Origin of the sequence: Streptomyces albireticuli (genome assembly GCF_002192455.1) — a bacterium.
GTDB lineage: Bacteria > Actinomycetota > Actinomycetes > Streptomycetales > Streptomycetaceae > Streptomyces > Streptomyces albireticuli_B.
Map to the genome: position 1 here is coordinate 7,158,131 of NZ_CP021744.1, position 16,267 is coordinate 7,174,397.

The 16,267-nt window shown below is 73.1% G+C and carries 13 protein-coding genes; 7 read left to right on the forward strand and 6 right to left on the reverse strand.

Annotated features, from left to right (window positions below; all coding sequences use genetic code 11):
* Positions 1-148 precede the first annotated feature (148 nt).
* The 3 genes from SMD11_RS30855 to SMD11_RS30865 all read left to right on the forward strand — a co-directional run bounded on the left by SMD11_RS30855 (position 149) and on the right by SMD11_RS30865 (position 5,664).
* Positions 149-2,254, forward strand: a complete 2,106-nt coding sequence (locus tag SMD11_RS30855; RefSeq protein WP_087929570.1) for an alkyl/aryl-sulfatase — start codon at positions 149-151, stop codon at positions 2,252-2,254.
* A 141-nt stretch (positions 2,255-2,395) separates the two neighbouring features.
* The gene (locus tag SMD11_RS30860) at positions 2,396-2,674 is read left to right on the forward strand and encodes a DUF1540 domain-containing protein (protein ID WP_234366496.1); all 279 of its coding nucleotides are present in this window, start codon (positions 2,396-2,398) and stop codon (positions 2,672-2,674) included.
* A gap of 119 nt (positions 2,675-2,793) precedes the next feature.
* Positions 2,794-5,664 (forward strand): M4 family metallopeptidase, encoded by a 2,871-nt coding sequence (locus tag SMD11_RS30865; protein WP_087929572.1) that lies wholly within the window; start codon positions 2,794-2,796, stop codon positions 5,662-5,664.
* Positions 5,665-5,732: 68 nt separating this feature from the next.
* Here the strand turns inward: SMD11_RS30865 and SMD11_RS35600 are convergent, their stop codons facing one another.
* On the reverse strand, positions 5,733-6,317 hold the full coding sequence (locus tag SMD11_RS35600; RefSeq protein WP_159395409.1) for a hypothetical protein: 585 nt from the start codon (positions 6,315-6,317) through the stop codon (positions 5,733-5,735).
* A 549-nt stretch (positions 6,318-6,866) separates the two neighbouring features.
* On the opposite strand from SMD11_RS35600, the gene SMD11_RS30875 reads away from it, so the two are divergent.
* Positions 6,867-8,060: a saccharopine dehydrogenase family protein gene (locus tag SMD11_RS30875; protein ID WP_087929574.1), complete on the forward strand. Its 1,194-nt coding sequence runs from the start codon at positions 6,867-6,869 to the stop codon at positions 8,058-8,060.
* Between the two features lie 608 nt (positions 8,061-8,668).
* Here the strand turns inward: SMD11_RS30875 and SMD11_RS30880 are convergent.
* The 4 genes from SMD11_RS30880 to SMD11_RS30895 form a co-directional block, all read right to left on the reverse strand.
* Complete coding sequence (locus tag SMD11_RS30880) at positions 8,669-9,685, reverse strand: lytic polysaccharide monooxygenase auxiliary activity family 9 protein (protein WP_199843991.1); 1,017 nt, start codon at positions 9,683-9,685, stop codon at positions 8,669-8,671.
* Positions 9,686-9,807: 122 nt separating this feature from the next.
* Positions 9,808-11,223 carry a cellulose binding domain-containing protein gene (locus SMD11_RS30885; RefSeq protein ID WP_087929575.1) on the reverse strand — a complete coding sequence of 472 codons (1,416 nt, stop codon included), beginning with the start codon at positions 11,221-11,223 and terminating at the stop codon, positions 9,808-9,810.
* Between the two features lie 186 nt (positions 11,224-11,409).
* Positions 11,410-12,816: a sensor histidine kinase gene (locus tag SMD11_RS30890; protein WP_087929576.1), complete on the reverse strand. Its 1,407-nt coding sequence runs from the start codon at positions 12,814-12,816 to the stop codon at positions 11,410-11,412.
* Complete coding sequence (locus SMD11_RS30895; RefSeq protein ID WP_087929577.1) at positions 12,813-13,526, reverse strand: response regulator transcription factor; 714 nt, start codon at positions 13,524-13,526, stop codon at positions 12,813-12,815. Before SMD11_RS30895 ends, SMD11_RS30890 begins: the two co-directional genes overlap by 4 nt.
* Before the next feature lie 33 nt (positions 13,527-13,559).
* Here SMD11_RS30895 and SMD11_RS30900 point away from each other — a divergent pair, with 33 nt between their 5' ends.
* Entirely contained in the window at positions 13,560-14,114 is a 555-nt protein-coding gene (locus tag SMD11_RS30900; RefSeq protein ID WP_087929578.1) for a hypothetical protein, read from the forward strand.
* Positions 14,115-14,124: 10 nt separating this feature from the next.
* Here the strand turns inward: SMD11_RS30900 and SMD11_RS30905 are convergent, their stop codons facing one another.
* The gene (locus SMD11_RS30905) at positions 14,125-14,847 is read right to left on the reverse strand and encodes a class I SAM-dependent methyltransferase (protein WP_087929579.1); all 723 of its coding nucleotides are present in this window, start codon (positions 14,845-14,847) and stop codon (positions 14,125-14,127) included.
* Positions 14,848-14,994: 147 nt separating this feature from the next.
* On the opposite strand from SMD11_RS30905, the gene SMD11_RS30910 reads away from it, so the two are divergent.
* Positions 14,995-15,537 carry an FABP family protein gene (locus SMD11_RS30910; protein WP_087929580.1) on the forward strand — a complete coding sequence of 181 codons (543 nt, stop codon included), beginning with the start codon at positions 14,995-14,997 and terminating at the stop codon, positions 15,535-15,537.
* 178 nt (positions 15,538-15,715) lie between these two features.
* Entirely contained in the window at positions 15,716-16,261 is a 546-nt protein-coding gene (locus SMD11_RS30915; protein ID WP_159395410.1) for a hypothetical protein, read from the forward strand.
* The last annotated feature ends 6 nt before the right edge of the window (positions 16,262-16,267 follow it).

The window sequence follows — 16,267 nt, forward strand, 5'->3', positions numbered from 1 at the left end:
CGGTACCGAGGGTGGCTTGATCGGTCCCTTGTATGCGGATCAGTCGCTTCATAGCGTCGTTTGCGCACCGGAACGGCTCTCGCACCACACGTGCCGCTCCCGTAACGCGCGCTGAGCTTCTCTCCGTATGTCCCAAGGAGGCAGTCGCATGACCGATACCCGTGGATTCACCGAGCCCGTCGAGCCTTCCCCCTCCGTCGTGGAAGCGAACCGCGGCATCATCGACACCATCCCGCCCAACGCGGAGGACTTCCAGGACGCGCAGCGCGGCCTGCTGGCCCTGCCCGGCGTCCCCGTGATCCCGACCCGCGACAACAAGGGCGTGGCCTGGAACTTCGCGGGCTACGACTTCCTTCTGGACAGCGACGACCAGGCCCCGCCGTCCGTCAACGCGAGCCTGTGGCGGCAGGGCAAGCTCACCGCTGTCGCCGGCCTGTTCCAGGTCACGGCCGCGGGCAACCGCGCCATCTACCAGGTGCGCGGCTACGACCTGTCCAACATGACGATCGTCACGGGCGACACCGGCATCGTCGTCATCGACCCCCTCGCCTCGTACGAGACCGCGCAGCACGCCCTGAAGCTCTACCGCGACACCACCGAGGACAGCCGGCCGATCAGCGCCGTGATCTACACGCACAGCCACGTCGACCACTTCGGCGGCTCCCGCGGTCTGTTCCACGAGACCGGCGACGTCATACCGAAGGACCTTCCGGTGTACGCGCCCGAGGGCTTCCTCGACCACGCCATCAGCGAGAACGTCTACGCGGGCCCGGCCATGGCCCGGCGCGCGGAGTACATGTACGCGGCGGGACTGGACAAGAGCCCCTACGGGCAGGTCGGTTCCGGCCTCGGGCTGACGATCTCCACCGGCGAGGTCACGCTCGTCCCGCCGACGCACTACGTCGGCGGGCCCCTGATCCAGCCGGCGAAGCACGCGGACTGGTTGCCCACGAACGTCGTCCAGTGGCGCGAGGGCCTCTACCAGCACACGATCGACGGCATCCCCATGGTCTTCCAGCTCACGCCCGGCACCGAGTGCCCGGCGGAGATGAACTTCTACTTCCCCGAGCTGCGCACCATGTGCATGGCGGAGAACTCCACGCACACCCTGCACAACATCCTGAGCCTGCGCGGCGCCCAGGTCCGGGACCCGCACGCGTGGTCGACATACCTCACCGAGGCGATCCAGACCTTCGGCGAGTACACCGACGTCGAGTTCGCCTCCCACCACTGGCCGCGCTGGGGCAGCGAGAACATCGTCGAGTTCCTGAGCAACCAGCGGGACATGTACGCCTACCTCAACGACCAGACGCTGCGGCTCATCGACGAGGGCTTCAACGGGATCGAGATCGCCGAGAAGCTCCGGCACCTGCCGCCCGGCCTCGCCGAGCACTGGTACAACCAGGGCTACTACGGCTCGCTCAGCCACAACTTCAAGGCCGTCTACCAGCGCTACATCGGCTGGTTCGACGGCAACCCCGCCCACCTGTGGAACCTCCCCCCGGTCCAGGCCGGTGTGAACTACGTCCGGGCGATGGGCGGGCCCGCCGAGGTCGTCCGCATCGCCCGGGAGGCCTATCAGGCCGAGCCGCCGCAGTACCGCTGGGCCGTCGAGCTCCTCAACCACGTCATCTTCGCCTCCGGCGAGGCCGGTGATGTCTTCGAGGTGCCGGCCGACGTGCTCCAGGACGCCAAGAACCTCCAGGCCGAGGCCATGACCCAGCTCGGCTACGGGGCCGAGAACGGCACCTGGCGCAACTTCTTCCTCACCGGCGCCGAGGAACTGCGCAACGGCCCGCAGAAGCCCACCTCGCACGGCGCCTCGGACCTGGTCAGGAGCATGACCCTCGACCAGTTCTTCACCGCCATGGCGAAGAGCGTCGACGGCCCCAAGGCCGCCCGGGAACAGCGCTCGCCCCTCGTGCTGCGCTGGGTCCTGACCGGCACCGGCCAGGAGTGCACCACGACCTTGCGCAACGGTGTGCTGATCCACGTCGACGGGCAGGACAAGCTCGCCGGCAAGCCCCAGGCGACCATCAGCCTCACCCGCGAGGCCCTGAACGACCTGGCGCTGGCCGGCATCCGCTTCAAGGAGAACTTCGACGCCGCGGTGGCCGGTGGCCATATCCAGGTCGACGACCAGGCGGCCGCCGACACCGTCTTCGGCTACCTGACCTTCCCCGACCCGGTCTTCCCCCTCGTCACCCCGCGCCCGGTCCCCTCGGACCAGGAGCCGGGGCCCGTCACGGGCTGACCCGCGGCACGCGGTCCCGCATCCGGGTGAAGACACCAGGTCACCGGTGTCGGTGTCCGGCGCCCGAGGAAGGCGTCGGAGGTACGGAGCGGGGTGCCGCTGCCGGGGCCCGGACGTCATGCCGAGGAGAACGCCGTGGAAATGCCGCAGGTGAGCGTGTGTCAGGTGGACGAGTGCGCGTACAACCAGGAGAGCGCCTGCCACGCCCTGGCCATCACGGTGGGTGACTCGACCCACGCACACTGCGACACGTTCTTCGTGTTCCCGGCCAAGGGCGGCGACTCCTCGGCCGTCGGCCGGGTCGGGGCCTGCAAGATGGCTGGCTGCCTGCACAACGTCGGACTCGAATGCCAGGCTCCCGGCATCACCGTCGCCTCCCTGGGCGCCTCGGCGGACTGCCTGACGTACACGGCGACGTAAGGAGCTCCGGGCCCGCCGCCACCCGGACCGAAACTCGCTCACGCATTTCCGTCGCCCCCATTGAACGTGTGCACGCGACACCGATTGCATGTCGGGTGTCTCGTCTATGGGGGGTACTCATGCGTCAGCGCGGAGAGCTCGCGGAAGGTCCGGGTTCACGGCGGAGAACCACGCGAAGAGCGAAGGCACGCGGAGCACGGAGCGGCTCACCCGGTGCGGCGACGCTGATCGGCGTCGCCGCACTCGTCGTCTCCGCGCTGCCCGCGAGCGCGGTCGCGGCACCGGCGTCCGGCACGGAGGAGGTGGTCCCGGGACAGCGCACCGCGGCTCCCGCGCTGGTGAGCGGCATCAGGGAACGGGTCAAGGCCACGGGGGGCGCCGCCGACGCGGCGCGGCGGTATCTCGCGGACAAGGAGAGCCGCTACGGGATCCCGCGTCCGGACCGCGACCTGGAGCCCGTACGGACCGTCACCGCGGGCGACGCGGAGACCGTGCGGCTGCGGCAGAAGCACCGCGGAGTGGCGGTGTTCGGCGCTCAGTACGTCGTCCGGATGGAGAGGAAGGGCGGGGAGCGGTTCGTCACCGGCACCTCCGGCCGGTACTTCACCGGGCTGAAGGTCGCGGTCGAGCCCGAGGTCGACGGGGAACTCGCGGCCGAGCGGGCGGTCGAGGCCGTCGAGGCGCGGCTCGGCCCGTGGCGGCCCGGCCGGGACGGGGAGCCGGGGGAGGGGACCCCCGAGCCGCTGACCGGCACCGCTCACGGGCTCGTCGTCCTGCCCCGCGGCGCCGGCGTGCTCACCCACCACGTCACCGTGCGCGGCACCGCCCCGGGCACCGGCGCGCCCGTGCTGCGGGAGGTGTACGTCGAGGCGCGGTCCGGCTATCCGGTCCTCCAGTACAGCGGTATCCAGTCGTTCTCAGGAGCCGGGCCCGGTGCCGCGTCCGGTGCCGGGAAGGCGGCCGGGTCCGGGACATCGCCCTCCCGGGCCGCGGGCGGCGTGCGGGGATCCGGCGTCCGGCTCGACGGGGAGACGGTCGGGCTGGCCGTGGAACGGGACGACGCGCGCGGGGAGTACGTACTGCGCGACCGTACCCGCGCCGAGGAGGGCGGCGACAGGAACCAGATCTCCACCTGGGACGCGCGCGACCGGAGCGTCAGTGAGGTGTGGGGCACCTGGCCGCCCGGCCTCAAGGAGTTCGGCTCGCCGGAGCCGGACTTCGGTAAGGAGGCGACCGAGGCGGGCGCGGTCGACGCGCACTGGGGCGCCGCCAAGGTCCACGACTACTACAAGAGCGTGCACGGCCGGGACGGGTCCGACGGCCGCGGCGCGGCCGCGCACTCCCTGGTGGGCATCGGCTGGGGGTTCGCCAACGAGGCCGTCTGGGACGGCACCAAGGCGATGTACGGGAAGGGCGACGCCGAGCACCGGCCCGTCGCGGCCGCGCTGGACGTCGTCGGGCACACGATGACGAAGAGCGCCGTCGAGAACAGCGCCGGCCTGGTCAACGCGGGCCAGCCCGGATCCGTGGCCCTGGCGTTCGCCGACTACTTCGGCAACGCCGTCGACACCGACGCCCACGGCACGCCCATGGACAGCCCCGCCTCCGGCCTGGTGGGCGAGGCGCTGTGCCGGGAGAAGGGCCCCCGCGAGTGCGCGGCCCGTGACATGAACGACGGCCGGACCACCTCCACGTCCTTCCTCGGGGTGTCGTTCGCGACCGACAACGGCGGCGTCCACGCCAACTCCACCCTCTTCTCGGGCGCGCTGTGGGACATCCGCGAGGACCTGGACCGCACCCTCGCCGACAGGATCGCCCACAAGGCGCTGACGGAGTACATGACGCCGCTCGACGGCTTCACCGAGGGCCGGCACGCCGTCGTCGCGGCGGCCAAGGACCTCAAGGTGACGGGGGCGCGACTCAGGTCCGTCGAGCGGGCCTTCGACGCCCACGGCATCGTGGCCGGATGGGAGACGGCCATGGGCGTGGACTCCGACCGCCTCTTCGGCGGGGTCAACACGGACGGCTTCACGTCGGTGGGCGCGGGCGGCGGCTGGTGGGCGGCGGCCGGCTCGAACGAGGACGGCTCCGAGGCGTACTCGGTCTGGGCCGGGCGCCTGGACGGCACCGGTGAGAAGATCCGTGTCAGCCCCAACGACGGGCGCTACCACGCGGATCCGGTCACCGACGGAAAGACCGTGGTGTGGCACTCCTACCGGGGCCGGACCTCCGAGGTCCTGGCCCGGCCGCTCGCGGGCGGCCCCGTCAGGAAACTGTTCTCCAACTCCGGCAACCTCGGGCGCGTGTCCTCGCTGAGCGTCGAGGGGAAGCTCCTGGCCTTCACCTCCTACAGCCGCTGGACGGGCCCGCGCGTGATGTACATGCGTATGGGCGACGACCAGCCGGTGGTCGTGCCACCGGTCCCGTACAGCAAGTACGGCGGCACCGACAACCCGTCCCTCAAGGACGGCCGGATCGCCTTCGCCACCTCGCGCCGCGTGGACGGCCTGTACCGGTCCGACACGGAGGTCCTGGACACCGCCACCGGCAAGCGGACGACGATGGGGCAGCCCGGCACACCGGAGTACGTCGGTCCGACCGCGATCACCGGTAAGCACGTCTACTGGCTGGCGGCGAACGACCCGTCCAGGCAGCCGACCGCGGTGCGCCGCGCGGACCTCGACGGCACCGGCACCGTCGACATCAGTCCCGCCGAGGGCAAGGACGCGCTGCGGGGCGTGTACCTGACCGCCTCCGACGACGCGGTGACCGTCGGCACGGAGTCGTCCGAGACGCGGATCGGCAACGGGACGCTCGGCAAACTGTGGCAGCTCTCGCCCGACGGCTCGCGCAGGAGCCGGGTCTCCTGCAACAGGGGCGAGCAGTTCTGGCCCGTGACGGCGGGCGGCCGGCGGGTGGTCTGGCTCGACGCCACGACCGGCTCCACCGACCTGGTCACCCGCTCCCGTCCGGCGGGTGCCTGCGGCTGACCCACAGGCGCGACCCCGGTGCCTCCCACCTGGCGGGAAGGCACCGGGGCCCGGCCCCTGACCCGGGACTACGGCGTTATCGACCACTTCAGCTGAGCCGGTGCCGACGCCGGCTCTCCCGTGTACTTCGAGGTGTACGCGGCCGAGGCCGCGGTCGAGGAGGACTTGGAACCGGAGTAGTCGTCGCCGCCCTTCTCGGCCTTGTCCCCGCCGCCGCCCCCGGCGCCGAGGTACCAGCCGCTCGCCTCGTTCTTGACCAGCTTCGTGGTGGCGTCGTAGGTCCACTTCAGCTGCGGGGGAGCGGCCGACGGCTCGCCCGTGTACTTGGTGGTGTACGCGGGAGCCTTGGCGGAGGAGGAGTCACCGCTGCCGAGGTACCAGCCCTTGGCCTCGTTCTTGATCAGTTTGGTGGCCGCGTCGTAGGACCACTTCAGGTTGCCGGGCGCCGCCGCGGCCTCGCCCGTGTACTTGGTGGTGTGCGCGGGGGCCTTGGCCGAGCTGTCACTGCCGCTGTCGAGGTACCACCCCGCTTCCTCGTGCTTGATCAGTCCTGCTGACGGGGTGTCGGCCTGGCCCACTCCGGGGGCCAGGACCACCAGTGTGGTGGCGGCGACGAGGGTCGCGAGCCGCCGGGCGAGCGGGTGCACTGGCATGGTCGTCCTGCCGTTTCTGCGTGGGTTTCGAGGAGGCGAACGGTTCGCCTCAGAACCGCACTGTCCGCAATGAGCATGAGCCAGCGCCCGCCGCGCACCCACCGGAACCGCGGCCCACCACCGGTTCATGCATGGGCATACGGCTCGACCGGCGGGGTGGCGGCGGTGCCGCGCGTTCGGGGGCGCCCGGCGCACGGCGGGCGGGGCCCTCCCGGGCAGCCCGTCCGGAACGGGTCTTCCCCCGACCCCACCAGCGCGGAAGGCGCGAACCGGAGCCGCGTCGCGGACGCGTGCCGGAACGACCTCCTACCAGGTTCGTCCAGGCGCGCTCGCCGTTCGTCCGGCGCGACGCGCTTGTCCCGTCGGCGCCGGAGCGAGCCGTCGCGCGCACCTCGCGGCGGCCTTTCTTCTCCGGCGCCGCCGTCTCCCCGTGGCCGTCTCCCTTGTGGCCCCGGGCCTGAGGAACGCGGAGAATCGGCCCGGTCGGCACCGTACGTATCAGGCGTCACGGCGCCGTGTCAGGTCGTACTCCCAGCAGCCGGAGGCTCCATGAACAGGCAGACAGGCCCGGAACGGCCTTACGACGTCGTGCTCTTCGGCGCGACGGGGTTCGTCGGGCGGCTCACCGCCGCGTACCTGCTGGCGCACGCGCCGAAGGGTCTCCGCTGGGCGGTCGCCGGGCGCGGCCGGGCGAAGCTGGAGCGGCTGCGGGAGGAACTGGCCGCGGTGGACCCCGTACGGGCCGCCGAGGTGTCCCTGGTGACCGCGGACGCGGGGGACCGTGCCGCGATGCGCGCGCTCGCCGGGTCCACGCACGTCGTCGCGTCGACCGTCGGTCCGTACATCTGGTACGGCGAGGAGCTGGTGGCCGCCTGCGCGGAGGCCGGTACCGACTACACGGACCTCACCGGCGAGCCGGAGTTCGTGGACCTCACCTACGTACGCCACCAGGCGCGGGCCCGGGAGACCGGCGCGCGGCTCGTGCACGCCTGCGGCTTCGACGCGATGCCGCACGACCTCCTCGCGTACTTCACCGTCCAGCGGCTGCCGGAGGGGGTGCCGCTCACGGTCGACGGGTTCGTCCGGGCCTTCGGGCTCGCCTCCGGCGGGACGCTCACCTCGTCCCTGACGATCATCGCGCGGCAACGCCAGGCGCTCGCCGCGGCCCGGGAACGCCGGCGGTACGAGCCGGCGCCGGCCGGGCGCCGGGTCCGGGCCCCGCTGGCGGCACCGCGGTTCAGCAAGGAGACGGGCACATGGGCGCTGCCGCTGCCCACGCTCGACCCTCGGGTCGTACGCCGGTCGGCCGCCGCGCTGGAGCGGTACGGCCCCGACTTCCGCTACCGCCACTACGCGTCCGTCAAGACGCTGCCCATGGCCCTGGCGGCGACGGTGGGCGCGGGCGCGGTGGCGGCCGTCGCGCAGGTGCCTCCCGCCCGGACCTGGCTGATGAACCGCTACGAGCCGGGGAGGGGACCCGGGCCGGAGCGGCGGGCCCGCGCCTGGTTCCAGGTGCGGGCCGTGGGCGAGGGCGGCGGCCGGCGCGTGTTCACGGAGGTCTCGGGCGGCGACCCGGGCTACGGCGAGACCGCGAAGATGCTGGCAGAGGCGTCGATGTGCCTGGCCCTGGACGACCTGCCGACCACGTCGGGGCAGGTCACGACGGCCACGGCCATGGGGGACGCGCTGATCGGCCGGCTGGGAGCGGCCGGCATGCCGTTCCGCGTGCGGCACGCCCGCTGAGGCGAGGGCGTACCGGGCCCCGGGGTCCCGGAGTCCGGTACGGAGGTCCGGGCGCCCCGGGTTTGAGGTGCGAGGTCTCAGGTGCGAGTACTCAGGTGCGGGGGCTCAGCACTGAGGGCGCTTGCCGTGGTTGGCCGCCTTGCGGCGGGCCCTCTTCTTGCGGCGTCGCTTCGAGGACATATCGGCTCCTCTCCGGGCTTTCCTAGGGATTTTCGTCCAATTTATACCCTTCGGGGGTGAGGTGCCCGGAGGCGGTCCCGTGGTGACGCGGGCAGAAGAGGAGGACGGGGAGGGAGGGCGGATGGGTGCGCTTTGCGGGGTGACGGCCGGCAGAACCTCAGCGCGGGTGAGCCTTCGGTCCTCCGGTGGTCCGGGCCGCTGCGCGGGGCTCTGTCCCCGCCCCGCCCCTTCCCGAACCGGGGCTCCGCCCCGGACCCCGGTCCTCAATCGCCGGACGGGCTGAATCGTTGCCCGGAACCGGGGGTCCGGGGGACCTCCCGGGTTCCGGGCAGGGGCGGGACCGGGGCGGCCGCCGGGGACGGCGCACGGCCGCGCGGAGACCGCGTCGGCCGTGTACGAGCGTCGTCCCCGGCGTGTGCCCGGCGATCTCAGGCGCGGTTCCGCGCGGAGCGGCGCCGCATGGCCAGGAACAGGGTGGCCGAGCCGGCGGCCAGGACCGCCGCGCCGCCCGCGGCCAGGACGGTCGTGCTGCTGTCGCCGCCGGTCTCGGCGAGGCGGCCGCCCTGCGCGGCCGGGGCGTTGGCGGCCTTCACCGCGTAGTGCTGCTGGTGACCGTTGCCGACGCCCGCGCCGGTCCCGGACTCCGGGGCCTCACCGCCCGCGCCCCCGTGCGCGACCGCGCCGTGCCCGCCCTCACCGGGGCCGTCCCCGCCGTGCCCGCCGTGGTCGACCGTCGACCTGGCGGCCTCCTCGGCGATCTGCTTCTCGCTCGGCGCCGACGCCTTCGTCCCCGGCGCCGGTGCCGACGCCTTCCCGCCGAGGTCCACGTCGGAACAGGTGTAGAAGGCCTCGGGGCTGTCCGAGCGCTGCCAGACGCTGTAGATCAGGTGCCGGCCGGACCGCTTCGGGACGGTGCCGTCGATGACGTAGCTGCCGTCCTTCAGCGTGGGGTCGGTGACCTTCGCGAACGGCTTCGCCTCCAGGTCAGACCACTTGAGCGGCTTGGCCGGGTCGTAGCCGTCCTTCGTGATGTACAGCTCGAACGTGCCGCGGTGCGGGGCCGTCGCCCGGTACCGGAAGGTGTGCGCGCCCGGCGCCAGCTTCGTTCCCGGCCAGTCGGTGCGGGCCATGTCCAGCCCCTTGTACTTGTCGCGCCCGGCGCTGCACAGCTTGCCGTCGGGGATGATCTGGCGGTGCCGCCCGGCGGCGTCGCCGATGTTCACCTCGTTCCAGTCGTAGAGCGGCTGGGTGCCGCCGGCCGCGACCATCGCCTTGCACGCGGCCGAGTCCGGGCTCTCCGGGCCCTCCGCGAAGCAGGCGGACACGCGGCTGACGGGATCCGTCATGGAGCCGTGCGCCGCGGCCGGCCCGGCGGTCAGCGTGGCGAGTGCGAGGGGGGTGAGGGAGAGCAGGGATATCCGTACGGTCCGACGCATCGGATGCATGGGGGAGCTCCTTGGTGGGTGAGGGGTGGCCCCGCACGCAGGGCCGAGGTGGGGGGTGCCGTGCGTGCGGGGCAGTATGGGGGAGAGGGGGGAGTGGGGGCGAGGGGGGAAGCGGGAGAGCGTCAGTTCCGGTACGCGGCGAAGGCCTTGGTGAAGGCCAGCTCGTCCTGCGGGATCGAGCTGCACGTCGCGGACGCGGAGTTCCGCGCACCGCCCGGGCACGGCTTGTCGCGCGTCGCGGACCACATGGACAGCCCGCCGAGGCCCTTGGCGCGGGCGAAGCGCACGAGCTGGTCCGCGTCGTCGGGCTTGAACACCTCGGTGGCCACGTCGTTGACGCCGATCATCGGGGTGACCGCCACGGCCTTCCACGCGGCCGCGTCGCTCAGCCCCAGCACGCCCTTGACCTGCGCCTGCGTCGCGGTGGCCGCGTCGATCGCGTACTGCCCCATGTCGCCGTCGAAGGACGGGCCGTAGTCCATCGCCATGATGTTGACCGTGGATATGGACACGCCGTTCTTCCTGGCGTTCCCGACCAGGCCGACGCCGTCCTGGGTCAGGCCCGTGGGCATCACCGGCAGGGTGAAGGACACGTCGAGGCCGGGGTGCTTCTTCTGGAGGAGGGCGATGGCCCGGGCGCGGCGGGTGTTGGCGGCCGTGTCGGGCAGCGCGCTCCCTTCGATGTCGAAGTCGACCTTGGTGAGCTCGTACGCGTCCACGACCTTGCCGTACGCCGCCGCGAGCTCCTCGGCGGACGAGCAGACGAGCCCCAGCTCGGAGCCGGCGGCCCCGCCGAAGGAGACCCGCACGTCACCACCCGCCTCGCGCAGCGGGCCGATCCGCTGGGCGACGGGGTTGCTTCCGAGGTCGGTCACGCCGCCCCACTTGGGGGCGCAGCCGCCGCCGGAGGTGACGAAGGCCAGGTTGAACTCCTTCACACCGGTCTTCCGCGCCGTGCCCAGGAGGTCGTAGGCGGGGTGGAGGAGGGTGTCGACGTACGGGGCGAAGGCCGCGCCACCGCCACCGCCCGGAGCGGGCTTCGGCGGCCCGGAAGTGGGCTCCGCACCGGACGTCGGGCCGGTCGGCCGCGTACCGGGTGACCCGTCCAGCGCGCACTTGCCGTTGTCGATCCGGCACCCGACCGGCCCGCCGGCCGCCTTCTCCCCGGCCGCGACGAAGCCGACGGTCGCGGACGCGCCGGGGGCGAGGGTCCCGTTCCAGCTCTCCGGTGCGACCGTGACCGTCCGGCCGGTGACGGTGTGCCGGCCGTTCCACAGCGAGGTGACCTTCGTGCCCTCCGGCAGGTCGAAGGTCAGCTTCCAGCCCCGCAGTTCCTTGTCCGTGCCGTTGGTGACCACGAACTGCCCGGTGTAGCCGCCCGTCCAGGAACCGGTACGGGAGAACGCCGCGCCGACCGACGCCGCGCTCGCCGTCCCGGTGAGCGTGAACGCGGCGCCCGCCGCGAGCGCCGCGGCGATGCCGGTACCGGTCAGCTTCGCCTTGCGGCTCACGCGTCGGCGGTGTGCGGAGGAACCCATGGACGTACCTGCCTGTCATGTGTCGGGGGGTGACGCGGCAGCACGCTAGCGGGAGCGAATCGGACGAATGGTTGAATCAAGGCCCCGGGCCCGCGATTTATGGCCCCCTTAAGAAACACATGGGTGACGGTTAAAGGACCGGGTCCGGCCGGGGCGGGAAGGGCGGGCGGGCCCGGATCCGGCCGGCTAGGAACGCCGTCCCGCCCCCACGCGGCGCATCCGGCGGCGCCGTCCGCCACGGCGCGGCCCGCCCTCGCCGCCCAGCGACAGCCACACCCGCACCTCCGTGCCGCCGAGCACCGACCGCCCGATCCGCACGTCACCGCCCGTGGACTCGGCGGCCCGGCGCACGATGTCCAGGCCGAGCCCCGTGGAGCCGGGGCCGCCGTCGCCGTGGCCGCGGCGCAGCGCGGCGTCCGGGTCCGCGATGCCCGGACCCGCGTCGGAGACGAGCACGATCACGGCCTCCTCGCTGTGGTGGACGTCCACGGCGAAGGCGGTGCCCTCGGGCGTGTGCCGGAAGACGTTGCCGAGCATCGCGTCCAGCGCGGCGGCGAGTTCGGCACGCGCCACGGGGACCCGTACGGTCGCGTCGACGCCCGCGAGCCGCACCGCGCGCCCCTCGTCCTCGGCGAGCGCGGACCAGAAGTCCATCCGGTCGCGGATCACCTCGCACGCGTCGCAGCCGAGCACCGGCCGCTCCTTGGGCTCGCCCTGCTCACGGGCGGCCCGGATGAGCTGGTCGACCTCGCGCTCCAACTGGGCGACGGCGGCCCGGGTGTGGTCGGCGGCCGGGCCGTCGCCGAGCGACGCGGCGTTGAGGCGCAGGACCGTGAGCGGGGTGCGCAGCCGGTGCGAGAGGTCGGCGGCGAGCTCGCGCTCGTGGGAGAGCAGCCGCACGATCTTGTCGGCCATGGAGTTGAACGCGACGGCCGCGGCGCGCAGTTCCGCCGGGCCGTCCTCGCGGACGCGCACCCCCAGCCGGCCCTCCCCGAGCTCGCCCGCGGCCTTGGCGAGCCGCTCCGCCGGGCGCACCAGGCGCAGGCCGAGCCGGTCGGCCGTGGCGAGGGAGCCCGCGACCAGGCCGAGGCCCACGCCCGCGAGGATCACCCAGGAGGTGGTGACGCCGTTGCCGACCGCGCGGTGCGGCACGTAGACCTCGACGACCGCGAACTCGCCGGTGCTCAGGGCCGTCGGCTGGAGCAGCGCGTAGCCGCCGGGCACGGAGGTGACGGCCGAGCGGCCGCGGCGGGCCGCCTCCACATCGCCCGGCGAGGCCCGGCGCCGGCCGATGTCGTACGCCCGGTCCGGCCCCTCTGCCTTCCGGGCCCCTCGCGCGTCCCGCCCGGCGCCCGGCACATGGACGGCCATCCGCCCCTCACCGCCGGCCTGCGAGCTCGCGACCGCCCGTTCCAGCTGCTCGCGGTCGGTGGTGATGGCGAGCGCGGGCCGGATCTGGGCCGCCTGCCGCTCGGCGTCGGCGAAGGCGCGGTCCCTGGCCAGCTCCTTGACCACCAGCCCGAGCGGCACGGCGAAGGCGAGCACCACCATCACGGTGACGGCCAGCGACACCCTGATGAGCGCCCATCTCACGCCGGCTCCGGCCCGGCCGGCGGCTCCAGTTTCACCCCGACCCCGCGCACGGTGTGCAGATAGCGCGGACTGGCCGCGGTCTCGCCCAGCTTGCGGCGCAGCCACGACAGGTGCACGTCGATGGTCTGGTCGTCCCCGTAGGACTGCTGCCAGACCTCGGCGAGGAGCTCCTTGCGCGGCACGACGACACCCGGGCGGCCCGCCAGATAGGCGAGCAGATCGAACTCACGCCGGGTCAGGTCCAGTGCGGCCCCCTCCAGTTCGGCCAGCCGGCGCAGCGGGTCGACGGACAGGCCGCCGACCCGCAGCACCCCCGACGGCACCGGTTCGCCCGCCGCGCCGCCGCCCCTGCCCGACCGCCGCAGCACGGCGGCCATGCGCGCGGTCAGGTGCGCCACGGAGAACGGCTTGACGAGGTAGTCGTCGGCGCCGTCGGTGAGCAGCCGGATGATCTCCGCCTCGTCGTCCCGCGCGGTGGCCACGACGACCGGAACGTCGGTGATGCCGCGCAGCATCTTCAGCGCCTGCGCCCCGTCCAGGTCCGGCAGCCCCAGGTCGAGGACGACCAGGTCGAAGCCGACCTGCGCCACCTCCCGCAACGCCTCCAGGGCGGTCCCGACGCTGCGTACGGTGTGCGAGGCCTCGGTCAGCTGCCGGACGAGGGATGAGCGTACGAACGGGTCGTCCTCGACCACGAGCAGTCTTGCCATGGCCCGCACCGTACGCCATACGGGTGAGGCAGGATGAGTCAGGTGAGGCGAGGAATGATGCAGGTCCTGCTGTGGGCGCTGGCGACCGCGGCCGCCATGGCGGTGTCCTGGTACGGGGTGCGGACCGTGCTCGCGGGCACGGCCTACGAGCCGCCGCGCGCCCTGCCGATCTCCGGGGCCACGGCGCCGCCGCCCACGGGCCCGGCCACTCCGGCGCCCGCGCCCGAGCCCTCGGCGTCCCCCTCGCGCCAGGACGACGAGGAGCCGCCCACGCCGCGCGCCTCGTCCCCGTCCGCTCCCGGGCCGGAGCCCGCGCGGAGCGCCGCCGCCCGGCCGGTGCCGGATACGGGTTCGGGTTCGGGTTCGGGCGAAGTGAAGAGCTTTCAGGTCCGGGGCGGGCGGGCGGTCTTCGACCTCGGGGAGAACGCCGCCACGCTCGTGTCGGCGACGCCGGACGAGGGCTGGCGGATGCGGGTGTGGAAGCAGACCGAGTGGATCCGGGTGGACTTCGTGGCGGGGTCGAGGACCACGTCGGTGTTCGTCACCTGGAACGGCCATCCGCCGCACGTGCAGACGGTGGAGGGCTGACCCCGGCCGCCTACCGGTCTTGGTCCGGGACCGCTTTCTGACGGGCCGTGACCGGCACCGCCCGCACCCAGGTACGGTCCTCCGTCAGATACGTGTCCACGGCGAGCCCGGCCTCGGCCAGGGCGTCCTCGAATGCCTCCGTGGTGAGCGGACGCGACAGGAACGTCTGCGTCCACCGCGCGTCCGGGAAGACGTACTCGACGTGGACGGAGCGCACGCCGGGGCGGACCGGCTCGGAGGACACCACCCGGATCAGCCCGCCGGTGACCTCCCGCTCGCGAGGCAGGTTCTCGTGCCGGTCCGCGGCCTCCCGCTGGATCAGCACGCACCCGTCGTCCGCGACATGGCGCCGGCAGGCCCGCAGCAGCCCCCGGCGGACCCGCGGGTCGGCGGTGTGGACGAGGAAGGAGGCCAGCAGCACCACGTCGAAGCGCTCGTCGAGCTCCAGTTCCTCGATCGGGGCGCACACCGTCCGGGCGCCCCGCACCCGGTCCAGCATCCGCGGCGACTCGTCGACGGCGGTCACGGTGAAGCCCCGCTCGACCAGCGGACGCGTCACACGGCCCGCACCGCAGCCCAGTTCGAGGACGCGGGCCCCGGCGGGCACCGCCCGCTCGACGACGTCCGGTTCGTCGCCCACCGGCAGCCGCTCGTACAGCTCGACCGCGCAGCCGTCCGGGGTGATCGCCCCCGGCCCCGTCCCCTGATGCCCCTCGCGTGCCTGAACGCTCATGGCTCCATCGGAACACACCGGCCGCCGCCGGGGAAGGCCGTGTCCGTACGGGCGCGACCCCTCCGTGCCCTTCCCGTACGGCCGCCACCGGTGGAGCGACACCCTAGGCTGCCACCTGGCACCGGCCCCGACCCAGGAGCGCACACCATGTTCGAACCCGCCCGGAAGTACCCGTATCCCGACGCCCTCCGGCCGGACGAAGCGCCCGCGCCGCACGCCCTGCTCGCGCCGGTGACCGGCCTCCTGGGCACCTGGACCGGCCGGGGCCGCGGCGAGTACCCGACGCTCGCCGACGCGTTCACATACGCGCAGGAGGTCACCTTCAGCCACGACGGGCGCCCCTTCCTCCACTACGAGGCGCGGGCCTGGCTGCTCGACGCGGACGGCGCACCGCTGCGCCCGTCGGCCCGCGAGAGCGGATGGTGGCGGTTGCAGCCCGAAGGGCGTGTGGAGGCGCTGATCACCCAGCCCACGGGTATCGCGGAGATCTCGGTCGGCCGCGCCGCCGCCGGTGCGGTCGATCTCGCCACCCACGAGGTCGCCCTCGCCCCGACCGCGAAGCGGGTCGACGCCACGCGCCGCCGCTACACCCTGACCGACGAGGACACGCTCGACTTCGCGCACGACCTGGCGGCGGTCGGGCAGCCGCTGCGGCACCATCTCTCGGCGCGGCTCCGGCGTACGCGATGAAGCCGGGACGCGCCGCCGGCGGTGCAGGGTTGAGCATCAACCAGCCTTTTGTTCACCGGAGTTATGGCTGAATCGCCGACGGACCGATGATGCTTTGAGTCGGCTTCGGGACGGATCCATAGTGAAGAGCGACCGGAAAGGACAACGCGAACAGCTCGTCCCGAAAGGAAAGAGAAAGATGCGCAAGTTACCTGTGATCGCCGTCGCCGCCGCCCTCGCGGCCACGACCGGCCTCGGGCTGGCCGCGCCGGCGGTGGCGGCGGTGGCGGCGCCGGCGGCGGACCCGGCCCCCACGGAGCTGACGTGGGTCGGCCGGGACCCCTCGGCGACGGTGCCGGACGGCAGGACGGCCATGTACGACATCGACGTCACGACGGCCCGGATGACCTTCACCGGCTACAAGGACCGTCAGGACGCGCCGGAGCCGGCCGGCTCCGAGGACCTGCTGGCGACGAAGGTCCGCACGCCGCCGAAGGCCGGCGACTGCACCTTGTTCGCGAAGATCCCGTACAAGTTCTACGGCTTCTACGGCGCGGGCCAGGCGTACAGCGACGCGGGCTGGCCGCACCGGAACCTGATCGACTCCGGCAAGTGGAAGTGCCGCGCCACCTACTACGAACAGCGCACGAACTACGGCCCGTTCAGCACCCCGAAGCTGGCCCCGCACACCGAGGCGAAGTTCCGGAGCGGGACGGCGCGGGTGGAGATCGTACGGATCTGGTGACGGGAC